Origin of the sequence: Bacteroides sp. ET71 (assembly GCF_023336905.1) — a bacterium.
Lineage (GTDB): Bacteria > Bacteroidota > Bacteroidia > Bacteroidales > Bacteroidaceae > Bacteroides.
Window position 1 is genome coordinate 130,040 of record NZ_JAMBLS010000003.1, and the last position, 19,972, is coordinate 150,011.

Below are 19,972 nucleotides of genomic sequence, written 5' to 3' on the forward strand. Positions count from 1 at the left end.
AACTTACTTAAAAGACAGGAAAAGATGAAGACAGTGAAGACCCTCGTCGGCGGCCTGTGCCTGTGCGCAGCCGTCGGCAGTTGCACCCCCGCGGCGCAACAATCCGGACAGACGGCCCAGGAAACGCCGTCGAAATCGGAAGTAGTGATAGAAAACATGATGACGCGCCGCAGCATCCGCCAGTACAAGCCCCAGGCGGTCGGCCGCGACACGATGCAGACGATTCTGAACTGCGGCATCCATGCGCCCAACGGACAGAACAAACAGTCGTGGGAAGTGCGCGTGGTGGACAACCCGGAGTTCATCGACGGACTGACGGAAGTGTTCAAGAAGAAAAACCCGCAGATGGCCGCCGACCCGTCGTTCAAGAACATGTTCCGCAACGCGCCTACCGTGGCGTTCATTGCCCACGACACGTCGTACGACATGTCTCAGATAGACTGCGGCCTGCTGGGAGCGAACATGGTCTTGTCCGCCTGGTCGATGGGCGTCGGCTCGTGCTGCCTGGGCAGCCCCGTACGCTTCATGAAGACCGACAAGGACGCGGCGCCCTACCTCGCGAAGCTGGGCTTCAGCCAGGGTTACGAGCTGCTCTACTGCATCGCCTTCGGCTATCCCGCCGAAACGCCTGCCGCCAAGCCCCGCAACGCGGAGAAGGTGAAGTTCGTGGACTGAAGCGAAATGGTAAAAGTACAGAAAAGGCTTACTCCCGACGACGGGGGCAAGCCTTTCTTATTATATAGAGGGACGGCGGTCAGAGGTATTGGGCTTTCATTGCTCCCTGCGGAATAATGATTCGATATGGGCCAAGGCACCCGCTCTGAACTCATCGAAGGAGATGGCCCTTTCCAAGTCCTCGTCCGGTTCCAGGATATATTCGGGCGGGATGTCCGCCAGGACGTCGTCGGCGGGGATGACGAGGTATTGCTTCCCTCCGCTGCGTTGCAGCATCAGTTCCTCCCCGGCATCCACTTGGTCGAGGTAGCGTTGCGGATTGTCCCGGAACTCGCCGGCAGTGATTTTCAGCATAGCCATACGTTTTTAGTGTCAGTCAATCTGTTGCGTACAAAGATAAGCGGTTTTCCGCAGAAAAGCAAGCGCCACCGGGCAAAAGGCAAAAAGAGAGCGCGACTGGCTCGGCTCCCGCCGGTGCGGCTTCTTGAAGCCCACCCACGACCTCCGCGCCACCCGCGCCTGTCTGCGAGACACTTCCGTCTCGTCCTCTCGTTTTGCCCTCCTCGGGGGCATCAAGCGGCGGCCACCGCCAGACGGTAGTAGACGCCTTCGTTTTCACTGACCTGCTCGATTTTCTTTTCACGAAGGAGCTGAAGCAGTGCCATGCACAGGTCGGTGCTGGCCAGGTTGCAACGCTTCTCCAGTTCGCCGAAAGTACAATGGGTGTAACGCAGCAGGATGTCGTACACCTTTCGGCTGTTGGTTTTGATTGCTTGAATATTAAACTTCATAAAGTAAATGTTTACTTGTAACGTTGGTTTAGGTTTACTGTCACAAAGTAAATCATTTTTTCCGGAAAAGCAATAGTCCGCACCCCCTTTTAGGTGTTCATTTGCGGTTCTTTGGCCTTCTTTAACGTATCTATCGACAAGCGTCCGGACTCAGGCCGTGACGGGCGGCTGCGCGCCGTCCTGGGCCACGATGAGCAGCGTGTCGCCGGGCAGTAGCTGCAGGTCGCCGTTGGGCACCAGGAAGCGGTCGTCGCGCTTCACCAGCATCACCAGCACGCCCCGGGGGAAGGGGATGTCGCGTATATGGTCGCCCTGTGCCAACATCTTCTTGGTGCAGCGCAGCTCGTGGAGGCTGCTGTCCATCGTGTCCGGGAACTCGATGCCGAAGAAGTCCGGTTTCTCCTCCACCGGGTCGCACAGGTCGAGCCGCCGGGCCGCCCAGGGCAGGGTCATGCCTTGGGCCACGAGCGAGATGAGGGTGACGAAGAAGACGATGTTGAATATCTGCTCGCCGCCGGGCACCTGCGCCACGACGGGATAGGTGGCGAACAGGATGGGGGCCGCGCCACGCAGGCCGACCCACGAGACAAACAGCTTGGACTTGCGCCCGATGCGGCGGCCGAAGGGCAGCAGGCTGAGCCAGACGCTGGCGGGACGGGCCACGAACATCATGAAGAGGCTGACCAGCACGGCGGTGACCGTGACGCCCAGCATCTCGTGCGGGTTGACCAGCAGGCCCAGGACGAGGAACATGACCACCTGAAGCAGCCAGGTGACGCCGTTGAGGAAGGTACAGGTCTCTTTCTTGTGTACCAGGCGGCTGTTGCCGATGACCAGGCCGGCCAGGTAGACGGCGAGGTAGCCGTTGCCTTTCAGCAGGAACGTGCCGCAGTAGATGATAAAGGCGAAGCTGACCATGAGGACAGGATACAGTTCTTCGTTCTTCAGGTCGATGCGGTTGACCAGCCAGACGGCTGCCTTGCCCAGCAGGAAGCCGGCCGCCGCGCCCACGGCAAACTGGAGGACGAGCGAGAGGGCGATGTCGCCTGCCGAGAACCCGCCCGACTGGACGACTTGGATGAGGACGATGGTCAGCAGGTAGGCCATGGGGTCGTTACTGCCGCTCTCCAGCTCCAGCATCGGACGCAGGTTGTGGCGCAGGTTAATGCGCTGCGTGCGCAGGATGTTGAACACCGAGGCCGAGTCGGTGGACGACATCGTGGCGGCCAGCAGCAGCGAGCCCAGCAGGCTGAAGCCTATCTCGGTGTGTTGCCAGCCGGAGATGAGGTAGATAAACAGTCCGGTCAGCGCCGTAGTGCACAAGACACCCACCGTGGACAGCATGACGCCCGGCAGCGCCACGGGGCGGATTTCGGACAGCTTCGTGTCCATGCCGCCGCTGAACAGGATGACGCACAAGGCGACGGTCCCCACGGCCTGCGCCTGCCCGGCGTTGTCGAACTGTATGCCCAGCCCGTCGGTGCCGAACAGCATGCCTGCCACGAGGAACATCAACAAAGTCGGGATACCGAAACGGTACCCCGTCCTGCAAATCACGATGCTGCCGAAGATAAGCAACGAGCCTACCAGCAGCCCAATCTCCAACGATATGTTCATGGCCGTTCCGGACGCGCGCTTACAGGTAATACTCTACGTGCACCGTCAGCGTACCGCCGTGCGTCTGCCCGTTCTCGCCGAAATCCACCTTGTCTTCGCGTGCCAGCCAGCCCACGGCCGCATAAAAGTCGGGGGTCGACAGGCCGGAAGCCTCCTGCAGCTTCTCCAAGTCCCACACGTGGTTGTTCTGCTGGGCAGCCATCAGGCGCCACAGCACGCCGGCGTTTTCTCCAATCTGAATTTTGTCCATAGTTGTCAATGCGTTTACGTGTTGTTAAAAACTAATTGCTCCGGACAAAGTAAAGGATTTCCGCCGAGAATCAAGTTGTCTGAAATGCTACAAAACCATTGCGTTTCACTTCTTTTAACCTTTCTTCCCGTCGGCCTGCGCCGCCCGGCCACTCCGCACAAGGGGCGTGCCTGTTGTCCGGACGGGGAACGGCTCTTGCGCGTCGGGGCGGCACGCCCCTCTGCGGGTCATTCTCCGGGCTTCTCCGCCTTCTCCGGCCGGGGGCGCGGGGAGCGTGCCTGCAACTCCTTCCAGCGGGCAAACTGCTCGTCGGTCAGGATTTTCTTCATCTTCTTCTCCCGCTTCCGGGCCTGCTCCGCCAGTTGTTCGGCACGGTCGGCGTGGTCAGCGGGCGGCATGGGCGGCCGTCCCTCCCCCATCATGGGCGGGAATCCCCCTTCGGGTATCGGCGGACGCCGGCCCTCGCCGGGCGGCATGGGCATCCCGGAAGGAGGAGCGGGGAAATGCGCCTCCAGACGCTCTTTCTGCGCCTTCAGGTTCAGTTTGTACACCTTCTTGTACTGTTTCTCCGTCAGTTGCAACTCCTCTTTCAGACGGTCGGTCTCGGCCCGCGCCGCCTCTTCGGGGTTAGGAACTTCTGCCAGACGCGGATGGCGCCCGTGCAGCGAATCGGGAGGCAGCGGCCTTCCGGGCCCTTCCTCCTGTGCGGCAGCCTGTCCCCAGCAGAGGCAGGCGGCCGCGGCTAAAAGCAACAATTTCTTCATGGTTATCACAGATTGATGTTCACCGCAAAGGTAAAGGCCGAGGGGGCGGCAGGCAAATGAAATCGACGGGCAGGGGGATTTTGTGGACGAAGAAGGCGTAAAAAAAGCATATCCGCCCCGGCCCTTGTCGGCCAACGGCGGATATGCCCGATGTATGTGAAACGCGACGCCCGCCCCCCGTCAGTCCTTGCGGTTGGCGCGCTTGCGTTCGTTCTCGTCCAGAATCACCTTGCGCATGCGCATCGACTTGGGGGTGACTTCGACGTATTCATCGCCCTTGATGTATTCCAGCGCCTCTTCCAGCGAGAATTGCACGGGGGGGATGAGACGCGCCTTCTCGTCGGAGCCGCTGGCGCGCATGTTGGTCAGCTTCTTCGACTTGGTGACGTTGACCACCAAGTCATTCTCGTGGCTGTGCTCGCCCACCACCTGGCCGGCGTACACCTCTTCTTGCGGGAAGATGAAGAAGCGGCCGCGGTCTTGCAGCTTGTCAATGGCGTAGGCGAACGCCGTGCCGGTCTCCATCGCTATCATCGAACCGTTCGTGCGCCTCTCTATCTCACCCTTGTAGGGCTGATACTCCTTGAAGCGGTGCGCCATAATGGCCTCGCCCGCGCTGGCGGTCAGCACGTTGGTGCGCAGGCCGATGATGCCGCGCGACGGCATGTCGAACTCCAGGTTGACGCGGTCCCCGCCGGCGGTCTCCATCTTCTGCATCTCGCCCTTGCGGCGCGTGACCATGTCGATAATCTTGCTCGCATATTCCTCGGGCACGTTGATGGTCAGCTCCTCGACCGGTTCGCAGCGCACGCCGTCTATCTCCTTGAAGATGACCTGCGGCTGCCCCACCTGCAGTTCGTAGCCCTCGCGGCGCATGGTTTCGATGAGGACGGAGAGGTGCAGCACGCCTCGGCCCGAGACCACCCACTTGCCGTCTTCCTCGCTCTTGCGCACGCGCAGGGCCAGGTTCTTGTCGAGCTCCTTCATCAACCGGTCCTGAATGTGGCGCGAGGTGACGTACTTGCCCTCGCGGCCGAAGAAGGGAGAGTCGTTTATTGTGAACAGCATGCTCATGGTCGGCTCGTCTATGGCGATGGGGGGCAGCGGCTCAGGGTTGTCGTAGTCGCACACGGTGTCGCCAATCTCGAATCCCTCGATGCCCACCAGCGCGCAGATGTCGCCGGACGAGACTTCGGGCACGCGCTTGCGGCCCATGCCCTCGAAGGTGTGCAGTTCCTTGATTTTGGTCTTCAGGATGGTGCCGTCACGCTTGGCCAGGGATACGTTCATGCCCTCGCGCAGCGTGCCGCGGTGCACGCGCCCCACGGCGATGCGGCCTGTATAAGATGAGAAGTCGAGCGACGTCACCAGCATCTGCGGCGTTCCCTCCAGTTGCTCGGGGGCGGGGATGTTTTCCAGGATGCAGTCCAGCAGGGCGGTGATGTCGGTCGTCGGCTTCCGCCAGTCGGTGCTCATCCAGTTATTCTTGGCCGAGCCGTAGATGACGGGGAAGTCCAGTTGCTCTTCCGTTGCATTGAGGCTGAACATCAGGTCGAACACCATCTCGTAGACTTCTTCCGGCCGGCAGTTCGGCTTGTCCACTTTGTTCACCACCACGATAGGCTTCAGCCCAATCTGCAAGGCCTTCTGCAAGACGAAGCGCGTCTGCGGCATGGGTCCCTCGAAGGCGTCGACCAGCAGCAGGCAGCCGTCGGCCATGTTGAGCACGCGCTCCACTTCTCCTCCGAAGTCACTGTGTCCCGGCGTGTCGATGATGTTGATTTTCGTTCCTTTGTACGTGATGGATACGTTTTTCGAGAGGATGGTGATGCCCCTTTCGCGCTCCAGGTCGTTGTTATCCAGCATTAATTCACCCGTGCTCTGGTTGTCGCGAAACAGGTGTCCGGCCAAGAGCATCTTATCTACCAGCGTTGTCTTGCCATGGTCCACGTGGGCTATGATGGCAATGTTTCTAATGTTCTGCATACTATACCTATTGTTTCCGGGCGCAAAGATACGGGTTATTCGGCAGATATCCTACATTTTTCTGCCAGTTCCTCCATCAGCCGGATGTCCATCGTCGCCTCGCCTTGCATGAGATAGTCGTCGCGCCGGCGGCAGACGTCGGCCAGGATGCTGTTTGCGCGGGCCTCGTCGGCGTCCAGGCAGCGGGCCACGGCGAAGAGGATGCGCTGCTTCGCACTGCTCGTGCGGCTGTGGGCCGTGACGTAGGTCTTCAGTTGCTCCGTCCAGAGGGAGCGGGCGCGGTCTGTCCGGCCCAGCATGAGGAGGGTGAAGATGAGTTCGGCCTCGGTCTCCAGGCGAATCAGGCCGAGCAACTGGTCGCGGTGGGCATAGACGCCGTCCAGCAAGGTGCAGGCCTCGTCCCAACGGCCGCTGTCTTGCAGGCGGGAGGCTTGCATCAGGGGTATGGAGACTTGCATCAGGTCCGAATAGTCGATGGCTGTGTCGGACGACGGGAACCATTCGTCCGGGAGAGAGCGGGGGCTCGTGCCCGTCTGGATGAGGGCGGCGGCGGTGAGTTGTATCCACATGTAGCGGAGGTCGGCAGGGCGGCGGCGGAGCAGGACGATGTTGCAGGCGTCGTTGCACAAGCCGCCCATCTTGGCAGGGATGCCGTTGAGCGCGGCCAGCAGCAGCCCCATCAGCCCGAACAGCAACAGGAAGAGCCGGAGCCAGAAGGGCATCCCGTCCACCCAGGCCCAGAGGCCGAGGGCAAGGAGCGCCGAGAGCAGGTTGGCGGCAACCCCGCCGGCGTAGTACCAGAAGTAGGGCACTCGGTCGTCGGGACCGCCCGGGGGTGCGAGGAGGCATTGCCCGCCCGTCCCCGCCAGCTTGTAACGCTTCAGGCGCAAGCGCCCGTCTTGGCGGACGAGGGTCAGGCTGAACACGCGGAAAGAGAGGAAGCGGTAGCCCGACAGCAGGCCGCACACCAGGTGGCCGGCCTCGTGCAGCAGCACTTGCAGGAAGAGGCAGAAGAACATCAGCAGCACACCCGCCAGGGCACAGGCCGCTATCGTCAGTACGCCCATCCGGGCCACTCCGCGGCCGAACTCGGCCAACGATATTTCTCCGAACAGGGCGACAGACGCCACAACCAGCACCGCACCGATAAGGGCGCCGACCAGGAAAGGGAGCAAGTGTTTCAAAACTTTCTTCATGGGTGACATTCGTTAGGTGCCTGAAGATGCTTCACCAGCCAGCGGTCGATGTTGCGCGTCTCGCTGCTGAAGTTGACGCCCACGCAGAAGACCCGGCGCGTGTCCGCGACGAAGGGGCGGGCATAGTGTTTGTCCTCAATCTGCCGCAGGGCCTCTTCGGCGGTGCCGTCCAGCTTGAACTCCATGACGTAGACGAAGCGGTCGGTCTGCAGCACCAGGTCGATGCGCCCCTCTGAGGTGTGGTACTCCACCTGCACGTAGAAGCCTATCAGCTTGAAAACGATGAAAAGGATGTTCTGGTAGTGTAGCTCGCGGTCGCGTGCCAACTCGTAGGGCGTATCGGCAAAGAAGCTTTGCAGGCGGAGAAAGAAGGCGTCGATGTCTCCCCCCTCTACCTCGTGCACGAACTGGCCTATTTGGAAGCGCCCCTCGGCCTCGTTGACGTGGGCGTAGTTGGGCAGCAGGAAGTTGACGAACCCTTCTTCCACCTCCCGGTTGGGGAAGCCCAGTTGGTAGAGGCCGAAGCGGCTGTCGTAGCCTTTCAGGGTGAGGTAGCCCGCCTGGTAGAGCATGGCGATGGACGAGAGGTTGCTGGGCACGGCGTTGTTCAGGACCTCGACCGTGGTCTGCACGTGTGCCATGCGATACAGGTCGTAGCGTTCGCGCTGCAACAGTTCTACCAGGAAGGTGGGCGTGCCCGTCTCGAACCAATAGCTGCCGAACTCCATCCGGGCAAACGTGCAGAGCAGGCTGAAGGGATTGTACAGTCCGGGCGACAGGCGGCTGAAGTGGTAGCCGTCGTACATCTCGCGCAGCTTGTCGCAGGTTTCCTCGTAGGTCAGGCCCGTGGCGGCGGCCAGTTGGTGAAGCTCGGGGTCGAGATGGCGGCGGATTTCCTCCTCGGTGATGCCGCACAGGGTGGCGAAGCGGTTGTCCATCGAGATGTCCATCAGGTTGTTCAGGTCGCTGAAGACGCTGACCTTGCTGAACTTCGACACGCCGGTCAGGAGAGTGAAGCGGATGTAGGGGTCGCAGCTCTTCACCACGCCGTAGAAGGCCTTCAGCGTGGCCCGGTAGTCGTCGGCCAGCGTCTTGTTGCCGATGGCCTGCAGCAAGGGCTTGTCGTATTCGTCTATCAGGATGACGACTTGGCGGCCGGTCGTCTCGAAGGCGCGCCTGATGACGCCTTGGAAGCGCAAGCCTGCTCCCGTCTCGGAAGGGTTAGCCCCGTAAAGCTTCTCCCAACGGCACAACGTGTCGTTCAGTATCTCATCCAGTGAAGTTTCGTATTCATACTTTTGTGTGTTCAGGTCGAGGTGCAGCACGGGATATTCCTTCCACTCCTGCTCCAGCTGCTCCATGGCCAGCCCCTTGAACAAGTCTTTCCGCCCCTGGAAATAGGCCTCCAGCGTGGAGACCAACAGGCTCTTGCCGAAACGGCGCGGGCGGCCGAGGAAGTAATATTGCCCTCCTTGAACCAGTTGATACACCAATTCAGTCTTATCAATATAGAAATAGTCACCTTCACGAACTTTTTCAAAGCTCTGTATGCCTATCGGGTATTTCTTCTCCATAGTCCTTCTCGTTTGAATCCACAGGCAAAGATAACGTTTTGCGGCCTAAAAGCAAGGTACACACGCGGTTTTTTCCGCCGCCGGGCGAAATTCTTGCGCCAAAGCATTGCAGTATGAAAGATAATGCGTACCTTTGCGCCCCGTAAAGAGACTATATTAACTATTTATTCATTTAACACTATGTATTTAGACGCTGCTAAAAAGCAAGAAATCTTCAGCAAGTACGGAAAGTCTAACACTGATACTGGTTCCGCCGAGTCCCAGATTGCTTTGTTTTCCTACCGTATTGCCCGTCTGACTGAGCACCTGAAGCTCAACAGAAAAGATTATAGCACTGAAAGAGCTCTGACTATGCTGGTAGGTAAGCGCCGCGCCCTGTTGGACTATCTGAAGGACCGCGACATCGAACGCTACCGCGACATCGTGAAGGAGCTGGGCTTGCGCAAGTAAACCACTTGCCCGCACGAGGAAAAAGAAGAGGGTGTGTCCGCCGGGACGCACCCTCTTCTTTTTCTCCCCCGGACCTCACAGGCCGGCGGCGTGCTGCGCGGCCTCGGCTTCGGCATACATGCGGTCTATCTCGTCCTTGAAATGCTCGCTGACCACCGACCGCCGCAGCTTGAGCGTATTGGTCAGCTCGCCCTGCTCCATGCTGAAGGGACGGGACAGGAGCGTGAAGCGCTTCACCTGCTCGTAGTGGGCAAACTGCTGTTGCAGCGTGGCGATGCGGGCCTGAAAGAGCGCGATGATTTTGGGATGGCGCAGCAGCTCATCCAGCGAACTGTAGGTGATGCCCTTGCGCGCGGCATACTCCTTGACGTACTCGTAGACGGGGACTATCAGGGCGGAGACGAACTTGCGCCGGTCGGCGATGATGGCAATCTGGTCGATATAACGGTCGATGGCCAGGCGGGTCTCCAGCGCCTGGGGCGAGATGTACTTGCCGTTCGAAGTCTTGAACAGCTCCTTGATGCGCCCGGTCAGGAACAGGAAGCCGTCGCGCAGGTAGCCCGCATCGCCCGTGTGGAACCAGCCGTCCGCATCGAAAGCCGCGGCGGTGGAGACGGGTTTCTTGTAATAGCCGTCGGTGATGCTGCGGCCCCGCAGCAGGATTTCCTGGTTGTCGGCAATGCGCACCTCCAGCCCCGGGATGACGCGCCCCACCGAGCCTATGCAGAACCCCTTGACGGGGAAGAGCGAGACGGTGGCCGTCGATTCCGTCAGGCCGTAGCCCACCATCATGTTCAGCCCCACGGAGTGTGCGAAGCGGCAGATTTCGTCGCTCACGGCAGCGCCGGCCGTCGGGAAGAAGTTGCCGTTCTCCAGCCCGATGGTCTTCTTCAACAAGGCGTAGACGGTCTTCTCGTAAAACTTATACTTCATGCGCAGCATCAGCGGGGGCGTCTTGCCCTCGTTCACGTAGTCCACGTTGTGCAGTTCGCCCGTCTTCAGCGCGTCCATCATCAGGGCCCGGCGCAGGGGACTTTCGCGGGCGATGCGCTCGTGCACGCCCTGGTAGACCTTCTCCCAGAATCGCGGGACACTGCACATCACCGTGGGCCTCACCTCGCGAAGCGACTGCTGCACGTCGGCCGGCCGCAGGTTGACACAGACCAGGACACCGCGGCGCAGGCAGAAGTAAGTCCACGCCTTCTCGAAGATGTGCGTCAGCGGCAGGAAGTCGAGCGACACGTCGCGGTCGGTCAAGACGCTGAGCAGCTTGTCGTGCGTGCGGAAGATTTCGTCGTAGTTGCTGTGGCGTAGCATCACGCCCTTGGGTTCGCCGGTGGTGCCCGACGTGTAGAGTATGTTCACCAGGTCGTGCTCATCGCCCCGGGCCGTGCGCGCGTCGACCTCGGCCTGGTGCGGGCATCCCTGGCCCAACTGCAAGAACTCGTCCCAATAGACCGACGTCTGGTCGCGCGGGTCGCGCCGCACCGAGCGGTCGAAGATAATCATCTGGAGCAGCGACTCGCAATAGCCGAACACGGAGAAAGCGGCGTCGTACTGAAACTGTTCGCCCACAAAGAGATAGCGTATGGCGGCGTCGCCCACGATGTACTGCACCTGCAAGGCCGAGCTGGTGGCGTAGAGCGGGATGGTGACGGCGCGGTTGGCAAAGGCGGCGAAGTCCACCGCCAGACATTCAGGCTTGTTTTGCGAGAAGATGCCCACGTTCTCCCCCTCCTGCACGCCGAGCGCCACGAGTGCGCTGGCCGCCGTGCGCACGGTCCGTTCGAAGTCCTTCCACGACACGGGCACCCACGTCCCCGTGCCATAATCCCTGTATTTCAGTGCCGTCCTATCGCCATATTTGGCCGCCTGCCGCTGCACCAGTACCGCCATTTCCTGTTGAGCCATGATGATGTGCTTTTTAGTGAGACGTCACAAAGTTATACATTTTTTTAGAAAAAACAATACTTGGGGCGCTTATTTTCTCGGCACGCGTCCGCCGCCCACCCAGGACGCACACGAGCCATGCTTCCGGCGGACAACGGACACGGCCCGGGCGCACATCGGGCAGGAGAAACAAAAAAGACGCGGCCTCCCATACGAGGAAACCGCGCCCAAAGACTGTCCTTCCCGGTCTAAGCAGCCGGCAAGAGGGTCATTTGCTCTGTTTGCGCCACATATCGTTCAGTTTCGCAGCCTCCAGCTTCTTGAGAGATTGGGGCGACAGCGGAGCGGGCTTGAAGCTGCCGGCCTTTATCTGGCGATTGACAGCCGAAACGGAGATGCCTTCGTCCAGTGTAAAACGGATGACCTGGGTCATGTCGCCTTCACCCGCACCTACGGGGTAGACGCCCGATGCCGGATTCGAACCCAACTCATTGTTCACTTCATTGCCCTTGTAGCGGGCTACGACCGACCAACTGGTGGCAATCGAAGGCTCGCAGTTGGCATACATATCGACGATGACCGTGTACGTGCCAGCCTGTATCAGTTCGGCCGGAATGTAAATGTTTTCATTGTTCAGGTTGTCAATATCGCATGCGGCGTTCGAGTCATGGTCCAAACCGTAGCTCACCGTATGCCCGTCGGCCGTCTCCACCGTCCCGCCGGGTTCACCGTAATAGATGTGTTCGCCGCTGGGCATAATGAGGTGCAGGTCCACGTCCTTGGCGTTGCTGAAGGTCAGGTTGATGTTCAGGTCACCCGACTGGCTCTCAACATAGGTAATCTCCGTCTCGTAGGGCTCGGTGATGTCCCCGCTCTCATCCTCACCACTGATCAGCATGGTGATGTCCGAGCTGTAAGTGGTACTGTAGTTGACGGGGATAATGTACGTATTGCTCCCTCCGTCGGACTCTGCCCGATTGACCGGTGCATCAGGCACGTATTCCCAATAGCCTTCCACACCCTGCACGCCGATGAAGAAACGGTTGTATCTGACATCGGAGACAATGGTGATGAAGTTCATGCCTCCACTCAGGGCGCGGTCGTTAACCGTAACGCCTTGGAGCGTAGCCGTCGAAGTGGCCGCAGGGAACTGCCCCGACTGGTATTGGGCGTTTTCAATCGAGAAATACTGCTGTTCCAGTTCGCTCTTACCCGGATTACCTCCGTCGTCGTCGCTGCACGATGCCAGTGCGCTCCCCAGCAGGAGCAGGCACCACATAAACACTTGCTTTTTCATTTTCTTGTTCGCTTTAAGTTAAACATAAATTTATGGTTGTACCAAGTTAATCTCCATTTCATGCGGGACGCCATCGGCAGATGCCGAAGACAAGCCACGCACATTTGGCGCACCAACCACCGTGCAACCGGTGAAGCTGCTTCCGTCATGATGGTAAGAAGCATAGGCGCTGCTCTGACAAGAAGTGCCATGAGTGCTGTCACTGCCCGTCAAGTAGACGCGATAGTCGCCGTTGAAGTTCTTCTCATCGTAGTAATAATTGACCGTCAGCACATTGGCTCCATCTACCGGGTCGATGGAATAGTCCGGCAGATTCCAGCCGTTCCAGCCGTTTCCTTGCGCTTCCGGACTGACACTCAGCCAGTAGCCGCCCTTTGCGGTGAAATAGAACTTGAAGGTCGACTTATAGTCATACGTACGTCCCTGATAAACCGTGTTCGTCTCCGTGCCTTGGAAGACGCAATCGGTCAACACAAGCGACGAAGTGGTGGGATAGTTCAGAGCGAACTCCAGCGTTTGGCCGAACGAAGGATTCTCGTCGTCGGCATAGTGCACGTATCCGCCGAAGCGGGCTGTGGCTTCCGGCTCGTTCTTGGCATAGGCAAACCTTGTGTCCGTATAGGGCGACTGGTTTCCGTTCAAGGAGACCAGCACGCGCTGGCCATATTCATCCTCGTAGTAGTATCCCCAGTCGGTGATTTCGCGCTCGCCCTCGTCTGTAAGTTCAGCCGTCACGGCACAATCATACTTGAAGGAATAGTTTCGCCCGTTGAAAGAATAATGGTCGGGATAATAGGAAGCATCGGTCACTTCCACGCCAGTCACCTCTACGGGGAAGGAGGAGGAGAAGTTGATGCCTCCTTCTTCATAGCTGTTGCCCAGCAGTTCGATGTAGGGCACGGCAGTGTATTCGGTGTCCCGCTCCAAGTCGGCCAGGGTGAAGTCGAAGTCCGTAGGGCCTTCCGGCGTGATACTGGCATCGTAGGGCACGGACATGACTTCTTCTTCGTCTTTATAGACGCGCAGGCCGGGGGTGATGTCCATGAAGCGCATCAGCACCCCGCGTTCTTCCAGGCTGTATCCGGCGTCGAACAGCAAGTCTATCGTCCCAGTGCGTTCGCGGACAAAGAGGGAGTTCTCTGCCAGTTTGGGCAGCAGTGGGAAGGAAGTGTTCCAAAGGTTCCAGGAGCGCATATTGATTTCTTCGTCGGCAATCTCGACTCCCACCAATGCTGCGCGGAAAATGCCGCTCAGGTCTGCCACCAAATCGATGTCGAGGGACGAGCCTTTGGAAAACAGCTCCGGATCATCCAAATTAAAGTCGAAAGAAGGCCCGAAGGAAAGCTCCGGACGCAGACCGATGGCGATATCGCGTGTATAAAGTCCTATGCCAAGCTCGGCTCGAAGCACCAAGGCAGCACTTCCTTGCGCGTTTATTTCCAGGTTTTTCAGCAAATCATTTGCAGCCGGACGGGTGGTGTTCTCCCGGAAAAAGCCGTCTGTCACGTCGTCGCGTTTAAATCCGAACTTAAGCCCGAACTGTTTGGAGACTCCGGTATGTATGTCGCCCTCAAATTCAGCAGTCACGTCGAGGCCGACGTCCACATACGGGCGCAACACGACGGGGCCGATGTAAGCCACTCCCTGTATCAGATTTTCTTTCTGAAAGATGGTCTTTTCATACTCCACCTTCTCACTGGTGCCACAACCGATGTTGGCTTCGAAACCGCCCATCGTTTCCAGCGAGCACTCGTAGGTATTGTCCAGCATGGAATAATTAATCGTGGCAATCAGCCCCAACGAAAGCGTGCCCGACGTATAGAAGCCGTTCTCCTGACCCGCCCTTACCGGTATCTGCAACACGTTGGGGGAACCGATGGTAGCTTTCGTGTCGGCTTCATAGTCTGGGTTGTCCCATTCCTCGTAGGGCACGACCCGGGCCTCGTGGAAGTTGCCTTCATCGTCGTAAAACCCGTCTATCGTGTCCAGCAATGCCTGCGTGTACGTAAACTCCAGTTCCTTGAAAATCTGGTCCAACGGGGCAGCCGTGGTGACGCAACGGTAAGCGTCGCCCGCGTCGGTCACGGATACGACACTGCCGCCCAGGCCGTAGGGCAGCATCTCGGTCTGCCGACTGGACAAGATGTCGCCCACTTCGGGCAACACTTCGTCCGGCGTGCTTTTCGAGAAATAAAGGATGCTGTCTTCTTCCACCCGGACAATGTAGCCGCTCTTCGCAGGTGTCAGCACCTGCACGTCTTCCTGGTACTGGTAGGTGATGCTGTAAGAATCCGTTTCTTCCTTCACCGGCTCTTCCATGCCTTCCACGGGGTCTTCCTGAAACCCGCCTGTTTCGTCGTCCGAACACGACCACAAGAGGCAAGCTGCCAACAGTGCGATAAAATACGATTTGCGCATAATGAATAGATTTAATATAGATTAGACATACGAGAACACCCCAACAAGCGCCACGACCAGAAACAGTGCAGCGGTTACCAGAAAATGCCGGTCGAAAGGAGTGCCGTGACACCGGTAGAAGTCTTTCTTCATTTCTTCTATCTTCCTTTTTTGATGCTCACGAGTATTCATATTTGCGAGATTTACAGTGCAAAATGTCACAGACAAAGATAAGAAAATCCGACAAAAAGACAAAAACGCTCTCCGGGCAAGATGCTACCATGCAGCAAATGAAGAAGACTGTTCTGCTAAAAAAAGCGACTATGCTTACCGATATTTTTCCGCCCAGGACGTACACGAGCCATGCTTCCGGCGGACAACGGACACGGCCCGGGCGCACATCGGCCAAACAAAACCCGCGCCCCGTGACAGAATCTGCCGCGAAATGTGTATTTTTGCGCCGGAAAGACTGACATCAACCAAGCTGAAGATATGGAAACTCTGATACTTCCACCTGCCCTGCACGCGGGAGACCGCGTGGTCATCCTCTCGCCGTCGAGCAAAATCGACTGCCACTTCCTGCAAGGCGCCGCCGAACGGCTGCGCTCGTGGGGACTCGAACCCGTCATGGCTCCGCATGCCGAGAGCGCCTGCGGCACGTATGCAGGCACGGTGGACGAACGCCTGGCCGACCTGCAAGGGGCGATGGACGACCCCGACGTGCGTGCCATCTTGTGCAGCCGCGGAGGCTACGGAGCCGTCCACCTGCTGGAAAGGCTGGACTTCACGCGACTGGCACGCAGCCCGAAGTGGCTCATCGGATTCAGCGACATCACCGCCCTGCACGCCGCCTGGCAACGCGCCGGATTCGCCTCGCTGCACGCACCCATGGCCCGCCACCTGACCGTGGAGCCTGCCGACGACGAGGCCACGCGCGCCCTGCACGACCTGCTGATGGGCACCACGCCCGGCGGAAAGGCCCCCGCCATCGCCTGCACACCGCACCGCCTGAACCGGCAGGGCACGGCCGAAGGCACACTGCGCGGCGGCAACCTGTCGGTCTTCTACGGACTGCGCGGCACGCCGTGGGACTTTCCGGCCGAAGGCACGCTGCTCTTCCTCGAAGACGTGGGCGAACGCCCGCACGCCGTCGAACGGATGCTCTACAACCTGCGGCTGGGCGGCGTGCTCCAACGGCTGGCGGGCCTCATCGTGGGGCAGTTCACCGAATACGAAGAGAACCTCTCGCTGGGCAAACCGCTCTACGACGCCCTGGCCGACGTGCTGGACGGATGCACCTGCCCCGTCTGCTTCGACTTCCCCGTGGGGCACGTCACGCGCAACCTCCCCCTGATTTGCGGCGCACACGCCCGCCTGGAGGTAGGCTCGGCAGAAGTAAAACTGACATTTGACCAAGAAACCAAAATATAGAGACATGAAAAAGAAGCATCCCCTCATCGCCGCTGTCCTGCTGACGGCTCTTGCCATCATGGCCTGCGGCAACCACCGCAAACAGGCGGACCAGGCCGCGACAACGGCCGCCGCCGAAGCGCAAGACACCGTCACACCGCCCACTTTCTGCGCCGACAGCGCCTACCGCTACGTCCGTGAACAGGTAGATTTCGGCCCCCGCGTGCCCAACACACAGGCGCACCGCGACTGCGGCGACTACCTCATCGGCAAGCTACGGCAGTTCGGAGCCACCGTCCAGGTGCAGGAAGCCGACCTCGTGGCCTACGACAACACCATCCTCAAGGCACGCAACATCATCGGCTCCTATCAGCCCGAGAACCGCCGCCGCGTCCTGCTCTGCGCCCACTGGGACAGCCGCCCCTATGCCGACGCCGAGCGCAACAAGAAACGGCAGCGCGAACCCATCCTGGGCGCCAACGACGGAGCCAGCGGCGTGGGCGTACTGCTCGAACTGGCACGCCTCATCCAGCAACGGCAACCCGCCATCGGCATCGACATCATCTTCTTCGACGCCGAAGACTACGGCATGCCCACCTTCCACCGCGGACAGTACAAACCCGACACCTGGTGCCTGGGCTCGCAATACTGGGGACGCGTGCCCCACACGCAGGGCTACAACGCACGCTACGGCATCCTGCTCGACATGGTGGGCGGACGCGGGGCGACGTTCTACCGCGAGCTCTTCTCGCAACGCACGGCCCCCGCGCAGGTGAAGAAAATCTGGGACACGGCCGCACGGCTGGGCTTCCAGGACTTCTTCCCGCAGGCAGACGGCACGGAAGTGACCGACGACCATATCTACGTCTACAACCTCACCCGCATCCCCTGCGTCGACATTATCAACTACGACCCCCAGGGCGACACGGGCTTCGGCGACTTCTGGCACACGCACGATGACAACATGGACATCATCGACCGCGCCACGCTGAACGCCGTGGGCACCACCGTCGCCACGGTCATCTACAACGAGAAATAACTCTTCACCCATCATTCTTCATTAAATCATTCTTCATTAAAATGACTATCAACGATACACAAGACGAAATCATCGCCGAGTTCAGCGACTTCGACGATTGGATGGACCGCTACCAACTGCTGATAGACCTGGGCAGCGAGCAACAACCCCTGGACGAACGATACAAGACGGACCAGAACCTGATAGAAGGTTGCCAGAGCCGCGTGTGGCTGCAAGCCGACGACGTGGACGGGCGCCTGGTGTTCCGCGCCGAGAGCGACGCCCTGATAGTGAAAGGCATCGTCGCCCTGCTCGTCCGCGTACTGTCCGGCCACACGCCCGACGAAATCCTCTCGGCCGATCTCTACTTCATCGACCGCATCGGCCTGCGCGAGCACCTCTCGCCCACCCGCAGCAACGGCCTGCTCGCCATGGTGAAGCAGATGCGCATGTATGCCCTGGCCTTCAAGGCGAAAGAGGGGAAATGAACGCTAAAACGATTACACGGTTATGAAAGTCATCAACCTGTCCGAAACGGACACCATACTGAACCAATTTGTGGCCGAACTGCGCGACGTGCGCATCCAGGGCGACCGCATGCGCTTCCGCCGCAACATCGAGCGCATCGGCGAACTGATGGCCTACGAGATGAGCCGCACGCTCTGCTATTCAGCCAAAAACATAGAAACGCCGCTGGGCACGGCCGAGGCGCGCACGCCCGACGACGAACTGGTCGTGGCCACCGTGTTCCGCGCGGGACTGCCGCTGCACCAGGGCTTCCTGAACGTGTTCGACCGCGCGGGCAACGCCTTCGTGTCGGCCTACCGCTACTACAAGGACGAGGCGCACCGCGAGGTGGACGTGCACGTGGAGTACATCGCCACGCCCGACCTGTCGCGCAAGACCGTCCTGCTGGTCGACCCCATGCTGGCCACGGGCGAGAGCCTGGAGATGGCGTGGAAGGCGTTTCTGACCAAGGGCACCCCGCGAAGGCTGCTCATCGCCTGCGTCATCGCTTCCAGGCAAGGGGTGGAGCACCTGAGGCGGCTCTTCCCGCAGGACGACGTGACGCTGTGGTGCGCGGCCATCGACCCGGAGCTGAACGAGCACAAGTACATCGTGCCGGGGCTGGGCGATGCGGGCGACCTGGCCTATGGCGAAAAGCTGTGAGTCAGGAGATTTCGGGCAGGCTGTTGCCGTTTATTTTCCGGTAGAGGTCGAGGGCAAAGACGTCGGTCATCCCCGAGATGTAGTCCAAGACGGCCTGCACGCGCTCGTACAGCCCCTCGGCGCGGATGGCGTACTGGCTGGAGACGCGGTTGATGAGCAACTGCGAATAGGCCTTCTGCGGGGCGCGCACGGCGTCGAGCATCAGTTCGAGCAGGGTGCTGATGATGCGGAAACCGGCCAGCTCGATGTCCAGCACATCTTTCGAGCGGTAGATGCGCTCGCACGCCAGCTCCGAGCAGCGGGCGTAGGCCTGGGCCGGGCGCGGGGAGATGTGGCGGATGAGGGGCCCGTCGAACGTGCCTCCGAGCAGCGCCTCTTCGTTGTCCACGAAAGCGCGGGTGCACTCGCCGATGAGCAGGCCGATGACGCTGGAGCGCAGGTAGGCAATCTGCTCGTTGCGGTCGGCCACGATGCGCAGCGTGTCCAGCCGGCGTTGGCGGCGCTCGTCGTCGAAGAACGACAACAGCAGCTCGCGCGTCTCGTCCAGCGTCAGCAGCTTCAGCTTATAAGCGTCTTCGATGTCCATAATCTGATAGCAGATGTCGTCTGCCGCCTCCACCAGATAGACCAGCGGATGGCGGGCGTAGCGCAGGGGGCTGTCTTGCAGGCGGCGCATCCCCAGCTCGTCGGCAATGCGCCGGAAGGTGTCTTCCTCCGTGGTAAAGAATCCGAACTTCGACTTCGTCCCCGCCAACGACGAGGCATAAGGATATTTCACAATGCTGGCCAGCGTCGTATAGGTCAGCACGAAGCCACCCTGCCGCCGTCCCTCAAACTGATGGGTCAAGAGACGGAAGGCGTTGGCATTGCCCTCGAAGTGCGTCAGGTCTTCCCACTGCTCCGCCGTCAGGCACGAGCCGTCGGGCTGCGGATGGCACAGCGACTGCCCCCGCCCTTCGGAGAAGAAGGTCGAGATGGCCCGCTCGCCCGAATGGCCGAAGGGCGGATTGCCCAGGTCGTGTGCCAGGCAGGCGGCGGAAACGACGGCGCCAATCTCGGGCACATACGTCGCGGCCAGCTCCGGATGGCGGCCGACCAGCAGGCGTGCCACGTCGTTGCCCAGCGAACGGCCCACGCACGACACCTCCAGGCTGTGCGTCAGCCGGTTGTGCACAAAGACGCTGCCCGGCAGGGGAAACACCTGCGTCTTGTTCTGCAAGCGGCGGAAGGGGGCGGAGAAGACCAGGCGGTCGTAGTCGCGCTGAAATTCCGAACGGTTCTCGGGGTGGTCGCGGTGATACTGCTCCAAGCCCAGACGCTTGGCCGAAAGTAGGGTATGCCAATCCATAACAGGTCTCTAAAAGGGTCTCTAATCAGATACTTTGTTATTATTTAACTGCAAATGTATCACTATTCTGCCACAAAATCCGTACTTTCGCCGGAAAAATATCCGGCCACGGGCTGATTCCAGGCCACAACCCCTCCCC

At 59.8% G+C, this 19,972-nt stretch carries 19 protein-coding genes; 6 read left to right on the forward strand and 13 right to left on the reverse strand.

Translation table 11 applies throughout. The annotated features are described in order from the left end of the window. The first annotated feature begins 24 nt into the window (after nucleotides 1–24). On the forward strand, nucleotides 25–675 hold the full coding sequence (locus M3090_RS03080) for a nitroreductase family protein (protein ID WP_249053925.1): 651 nt from the start codon (nucleotides 25–27) through the stop codon (nucleotides 673–675). A 96-nt stretch (nucleotides 676–771) separates the two neighbouring features. Here the strand turns inward: M3090_RS03080 and M3090_RS03085 are convergent, their stop codons facing one another. From M3090_RS03085 to M3090_RS03120, 8 genes are all read right to left on the reverse strand, one after another. Next, nucleotides 772–1,035, reverse strand: a complete 264-nt coding sequence (locus M3090_RS03085; protein ID WP_249053926.1) for a hypothetical protein — start codon at nucleotides 1,033–1,035, stop codon at nucleotides 772–774. A gap of 212 nt (nucleotides 1,036–1,247) precedes the next feature. Next, on the reverse strand, nucleotides 1,248–1,466 hold the full coding sequence (locus tag M3090_RS03090; RefSeq protein ID WP_249053927.1) for a winged helix-turn-helix domain-containing protein: 219 nt from the start codon (nucleotides 1,464–1,466) through the stop codon (nucleotides 1,248–1,250). Between the two features lie 150 nt (nucleotides 1,467–1,616). Further along, on the reverse strand, nucleotides 1,617–3,083 hold the full coding sequence (locus tag M3090_RS03095) for a potassium/proton antiporter (protein ID WP_249053928.1): 1,467 nt from the start codon (nucleotides 3,081–3,083) through the stop codon (nucleotides 1,617–1,619). A 19-nt stretch (nucleotides 3,084–3,102) separates the two neighbouring features. Further along, nucleotides 3,103–3,333, reverse strand: coding sequence for a winged helix-turn-helix domain-containing protein (locus M3090_RS03100; protein WP_249053929.1), 231 nt, complete (start codon nucleotides 3,331–3,333; stop codon nucleotides 3,103–3,105). Nucleotides 3,334–3,560: 227 nt separating this feature from the next. Next, nucleotides 3,561–4,097, reverse strand: coding sequence for a hypothetical protein (locus tag M3090_RS03105; RefSeq protein ID WP_249053930.1), 537 nt, complete (start codon nucleotides 4,095–4,097; stop codon nucleotides 3,561–3,563). 180 nt (nucleotides 4,098–4,277) lie between these two features. Further along, a complete protein-coding gene (typA, locus tag M3090_RS03110; protein ID WP_249053931.1) occupies nucleotides 4,278–6,083 on the reverse strand; it encodes a translational GTPase TypA in 1,806 nt (601 codons plus the stop codon). 35 nt (nucleotides 6,084–6,118) lie between these two features. Continuing rightward, on the reverse strand, nucleotides 6,119–7,279 hold the full coding sequence (locus M3090_RS03115; protein ID WP_249053932.1) for a hypothetical protein: 1,161 nt from the start codon (nucleotides 7,277–7,279) through the stop codon (nucleotides 6,119–6,121). Beyond that, nucleotides 7,276–8,853: an ATP-binding protein gene (locus M3090_RS03120; protein WP_249053933.1), complete on the reverse strand. Its 1,578-nt coding sequence runs from the start codon at nucleotides 8,851–8,853 to the stop codon at nucleotides 7,276–7,278. The genes M3090_RS03115 and M3090_RS03120 overlap by 4 nt, the downstream gene beginning before the upstream one ends. 180 nt (nucleotides 8,854–9,033) lie before the next feature. Between M3090_RS03120 and rpsO the strand changes: the two genes are divergently transcribed. Further along, complete coding sequence (rpsO, locus tag M3090_RS03125; RefSeq protein WP_249053934.1) at nucleotides 9,034–9,303, forward strand: 30S ribosomal protein S15; 270 nt, start codon at nucleotides 9,034–9,036, stop codon at nucleotides 9,301–9,303. A 75-nt stretch (nucleotides 9,304–9,378) separates the two neighbouring features. On the opposite strand, the gene M3090_RS03130 is transcribed toward rpsO, so the two are convergent. From M3090_RS03130 to M3090_RS03145, 4 genes are all read right to left on the reverse strand, one after another. Further along, the gene (locus M3090_RS03130; RefSeq protein WP_249053935.1) at nucleotides 9,379–11,214 is read right to left on the reverse strand and encodes an AMP-dependent synthetase/ligase; all 1,836 of its coding nucleotides are present in this window, start codon (nucleotides 11,212–11,214) and stop codon (nucleotides 9,379–9,381) included. A gap of 247 nt (nucleotides 11,215–11,461) precedes the next feature. Next, nucleotides 11,462–12,490: a hypothetical protein gene (locus tag M3090_RS03135; RefSeq protein WP_249053936.1), complete on the reverse strand. Its 1,029-nt coding sequence runs from the start codon at nucleotides 12,488–12,490 to the stop codon at nucleotides 11,462–11,464. 30 nt (nucleotides 12,491–12,520) lie between these two features. After that, the gene (locus tag M3090_RS03140) at nucleotides 12,521–14,908 is read right to left on the reverse strand and encodes a hypothetical protein (protein WP_249053937.1); all 2,388 of its coding nucleotides are present in this window, start codon (nucleotides 14,906–14,908) and stop codon (nucleotides 12,521–12,523) included. 21 nt (nucleotides 14,909–14,929) lie between these two features. After that, entirely contained in the window at nucleotides 14,930–15,079 is a 150-nt protein-coding gene (locus M3090_RS03145; RefSeq protein WP_249053938.1) for a hypothetical protein, read from the reverse strand. A gap of 300 nt (nucleotides 15,080–15,379) precedes the next feature. Between M3090_RS03145 and M3090_RS03150 the strand changes: the two genes are divergently transcribed. Genes M3090_RS03150 through upp form a run of 4 tightly spaced genes read left to right on the forward strand, consistent with a single transcriptional unit; the run spans nucleotide 15,380 to nucleotide 18,485 of the window. Beyond that, entirely contained in the window at nucleotides 15,380–16,318 is a 939-nt protein-coding gene (locus tag M3090_RS03150; protein WP_249053939.1) for an LD-carboxypeptidase, read from the forward strand. A gap of 4 nt (nucleotides 16,319–16,322) precedes the next feature. Then, nucleotides 16,323–17,336, forward strand: coding sequence for a M20 family metallopeptidase (locus tag M3090_RS03155; protein WP_249053940.1), 1,014 nt, complete (start codon nucleotides 16,323–16,325; stop codon nucleotides 17,334–17,336). A gap of 41 nt (nucleotides 17,337–17,377) precedes the next feature. Next, on the forward strand, nucleotides 17,378–17,803 hold the full coding sequence (locus tag M3090_RS03160) for a SufE family protein (RefSeq protein ID WP_249053941.1): 426 nt from the start codon (nucleotides 17,378–17,380) through the stop codon (nucleotides 17,801–17,803). Between the two features lie 22 nt (nucleotides 17,804–17,825). Then, nucleotides 17,826–18,485, forward strand: a complete 660-nt coding sequence (upp, locus tag M3090_RS03165) for a uracil phosphoribosyltransferase (protein ID WP_249053942.1) — start codon at nucleotides 17,826–17,828, stop codon at nucleotides 18,483–18,485. A gap of 1 nt (nucleotide 18,486) precedes the next feature. On the opposite strand, the gene dgt is transcribed toward upp, so the two are convergent. Continuing rightward, on the reverse strand, nucleotides 18,487–19,833 hold the full coding sequence (dgt, locus tag M3090_RS03170) for a dGTP triphosphohydrolase (protein WP_249053943.1): 1,347 nt from the start codon (nucleotides 19,831–19,833) through the stop codon (nucleotides 18,487–18,489). Between the last annotated feature and the right edge of the window lie 139 nt (nucleotides 19,834–19,972).

Coding starts and splice junctions, on each gene's coding strand:
- M3090_RS03100 (WP_249053929.1), bottom strand. CDS start 3,333: ATGGACAAAATTCAGATTGGAGAAAACGCCGGCGTGCTGTGGCGCCTG.
- M3090_RS03085 (WP_249053926.1), bottom strand. CDS start 1,035: ATGGCTATGCTGAAAATCACTGCCGGCGAGTTCCGGGACAATCCGCAA.
- M3090_RS03150 (WP_249053939.1), top strand. CDS start 15,380: ATGGAAACTCTGATACTTCCACCTGCCCTGCACGCGGGAGACCGCGTG.
- M3090_RS03120 (WP_249053933.1), bottom strand. CDS start 8,853: ATGGAGAAGAAATACCCGATAGGCATACAGAGCTTTGAAAAAGTTCGT.
- M3090_RS03080 (WP_249053925.1), top strand. CDS start 25: ATGAAGACAGTGAAGACCCTCGTCGGCGGCCTGTGCCTGTGCGCAGCC.
- M3090_RS03105 (WP_249053930.1), bottom strand. CDS start 4,097: ATGAAGAAATTGTTGCTTTTAGCCGCGGCCGCCTGCCTCTGCTGGGGA.
- M3090_RS03090 (WP_249053927.1), bottom strand. CDS start 1,466: ATGAAGTTTAATATTCAAGCAATCAAAACCAACAGCCGAAAGGTGTAC.
- M3090_RS03115 (WP_249053932.1), bottom strand. CDS start 7,279: ATGAAGAAAGTTTTGAAACACTTGCTCCCTTTCCTGGTCGGCGCCCTT.
- M3090_RS03145 (WP_249053938.1), bottom strand. CDS start 15,079: ATGAATACTCGTGAGCATCAAAAAAGGAAGATAGAAGAAATGAAGAAA.
- M3090_RS03160 (WP_249053941.1), top strand. CDS start 17,378: ATGACTATCAACGATACACAAGACGAAATCATCGCCGAGTTCAGCGAC.
- M3090_RS03140 (WP_249053937.1), bottom strand. CDS start 14,908: ATGCGCAAATCGTATTTTATCGCACTGTTGGCAGCTTGCCTCTTGTGG.
- upp (WP_249053942.1), top strand. CDS start 17,826: ATGAAAGTCATCAACCTGTCCGAAACGGACACCATACTGAACCAATTT.
- dgt (WP_249053943.1), bottom strand. CDS start 19,833: ATGGATTGGCATACCCTACTTTCGGCCAAGCGTCTGGGCTTGGAGCAG.
- M3090_RS03135 (WP_249053936.1), bottom strand. CDS start 12,490: ATGAAAAAGCAAGTGTTTATGTGGTGCCTGCTCCTGCTGGGGAGCGCA.
- rpsO (WP_249053934.1), top strand. CDS start 9,034: ATGTATTTAGACGCTGCTAAAAAGCAAGAAATCTTCAGCAAGTACGGA.
- M3090_RS03155 (WP_249053940.1), top strand. CDS start 16,323: ATGAAAAAGAAGCATCCCCTCATCGCCGCTGTCCTGCTGACGGCTCTT.
- M3090_RS03130 (WP_249053935.1), bottom strand. CDS start 11,214: ATGGCTCAACAGGAAATGGCGGTACTGGTGCAGCGGCAGGCGGCCAAA.
- M3090_RS03095 (WP_249053928.1), bottom strand. CDS start 3,083: ATGAACATATCGTTGGAGATTGGGCTGCTGGTAGGCTCGTTGCTTATC.
- typA (WP_249053931.1), bottom strand. CDS start 6,083: ATGCAGAACATTAGAAACATTGCCATCATAGCCCACGTGGACCATGGC.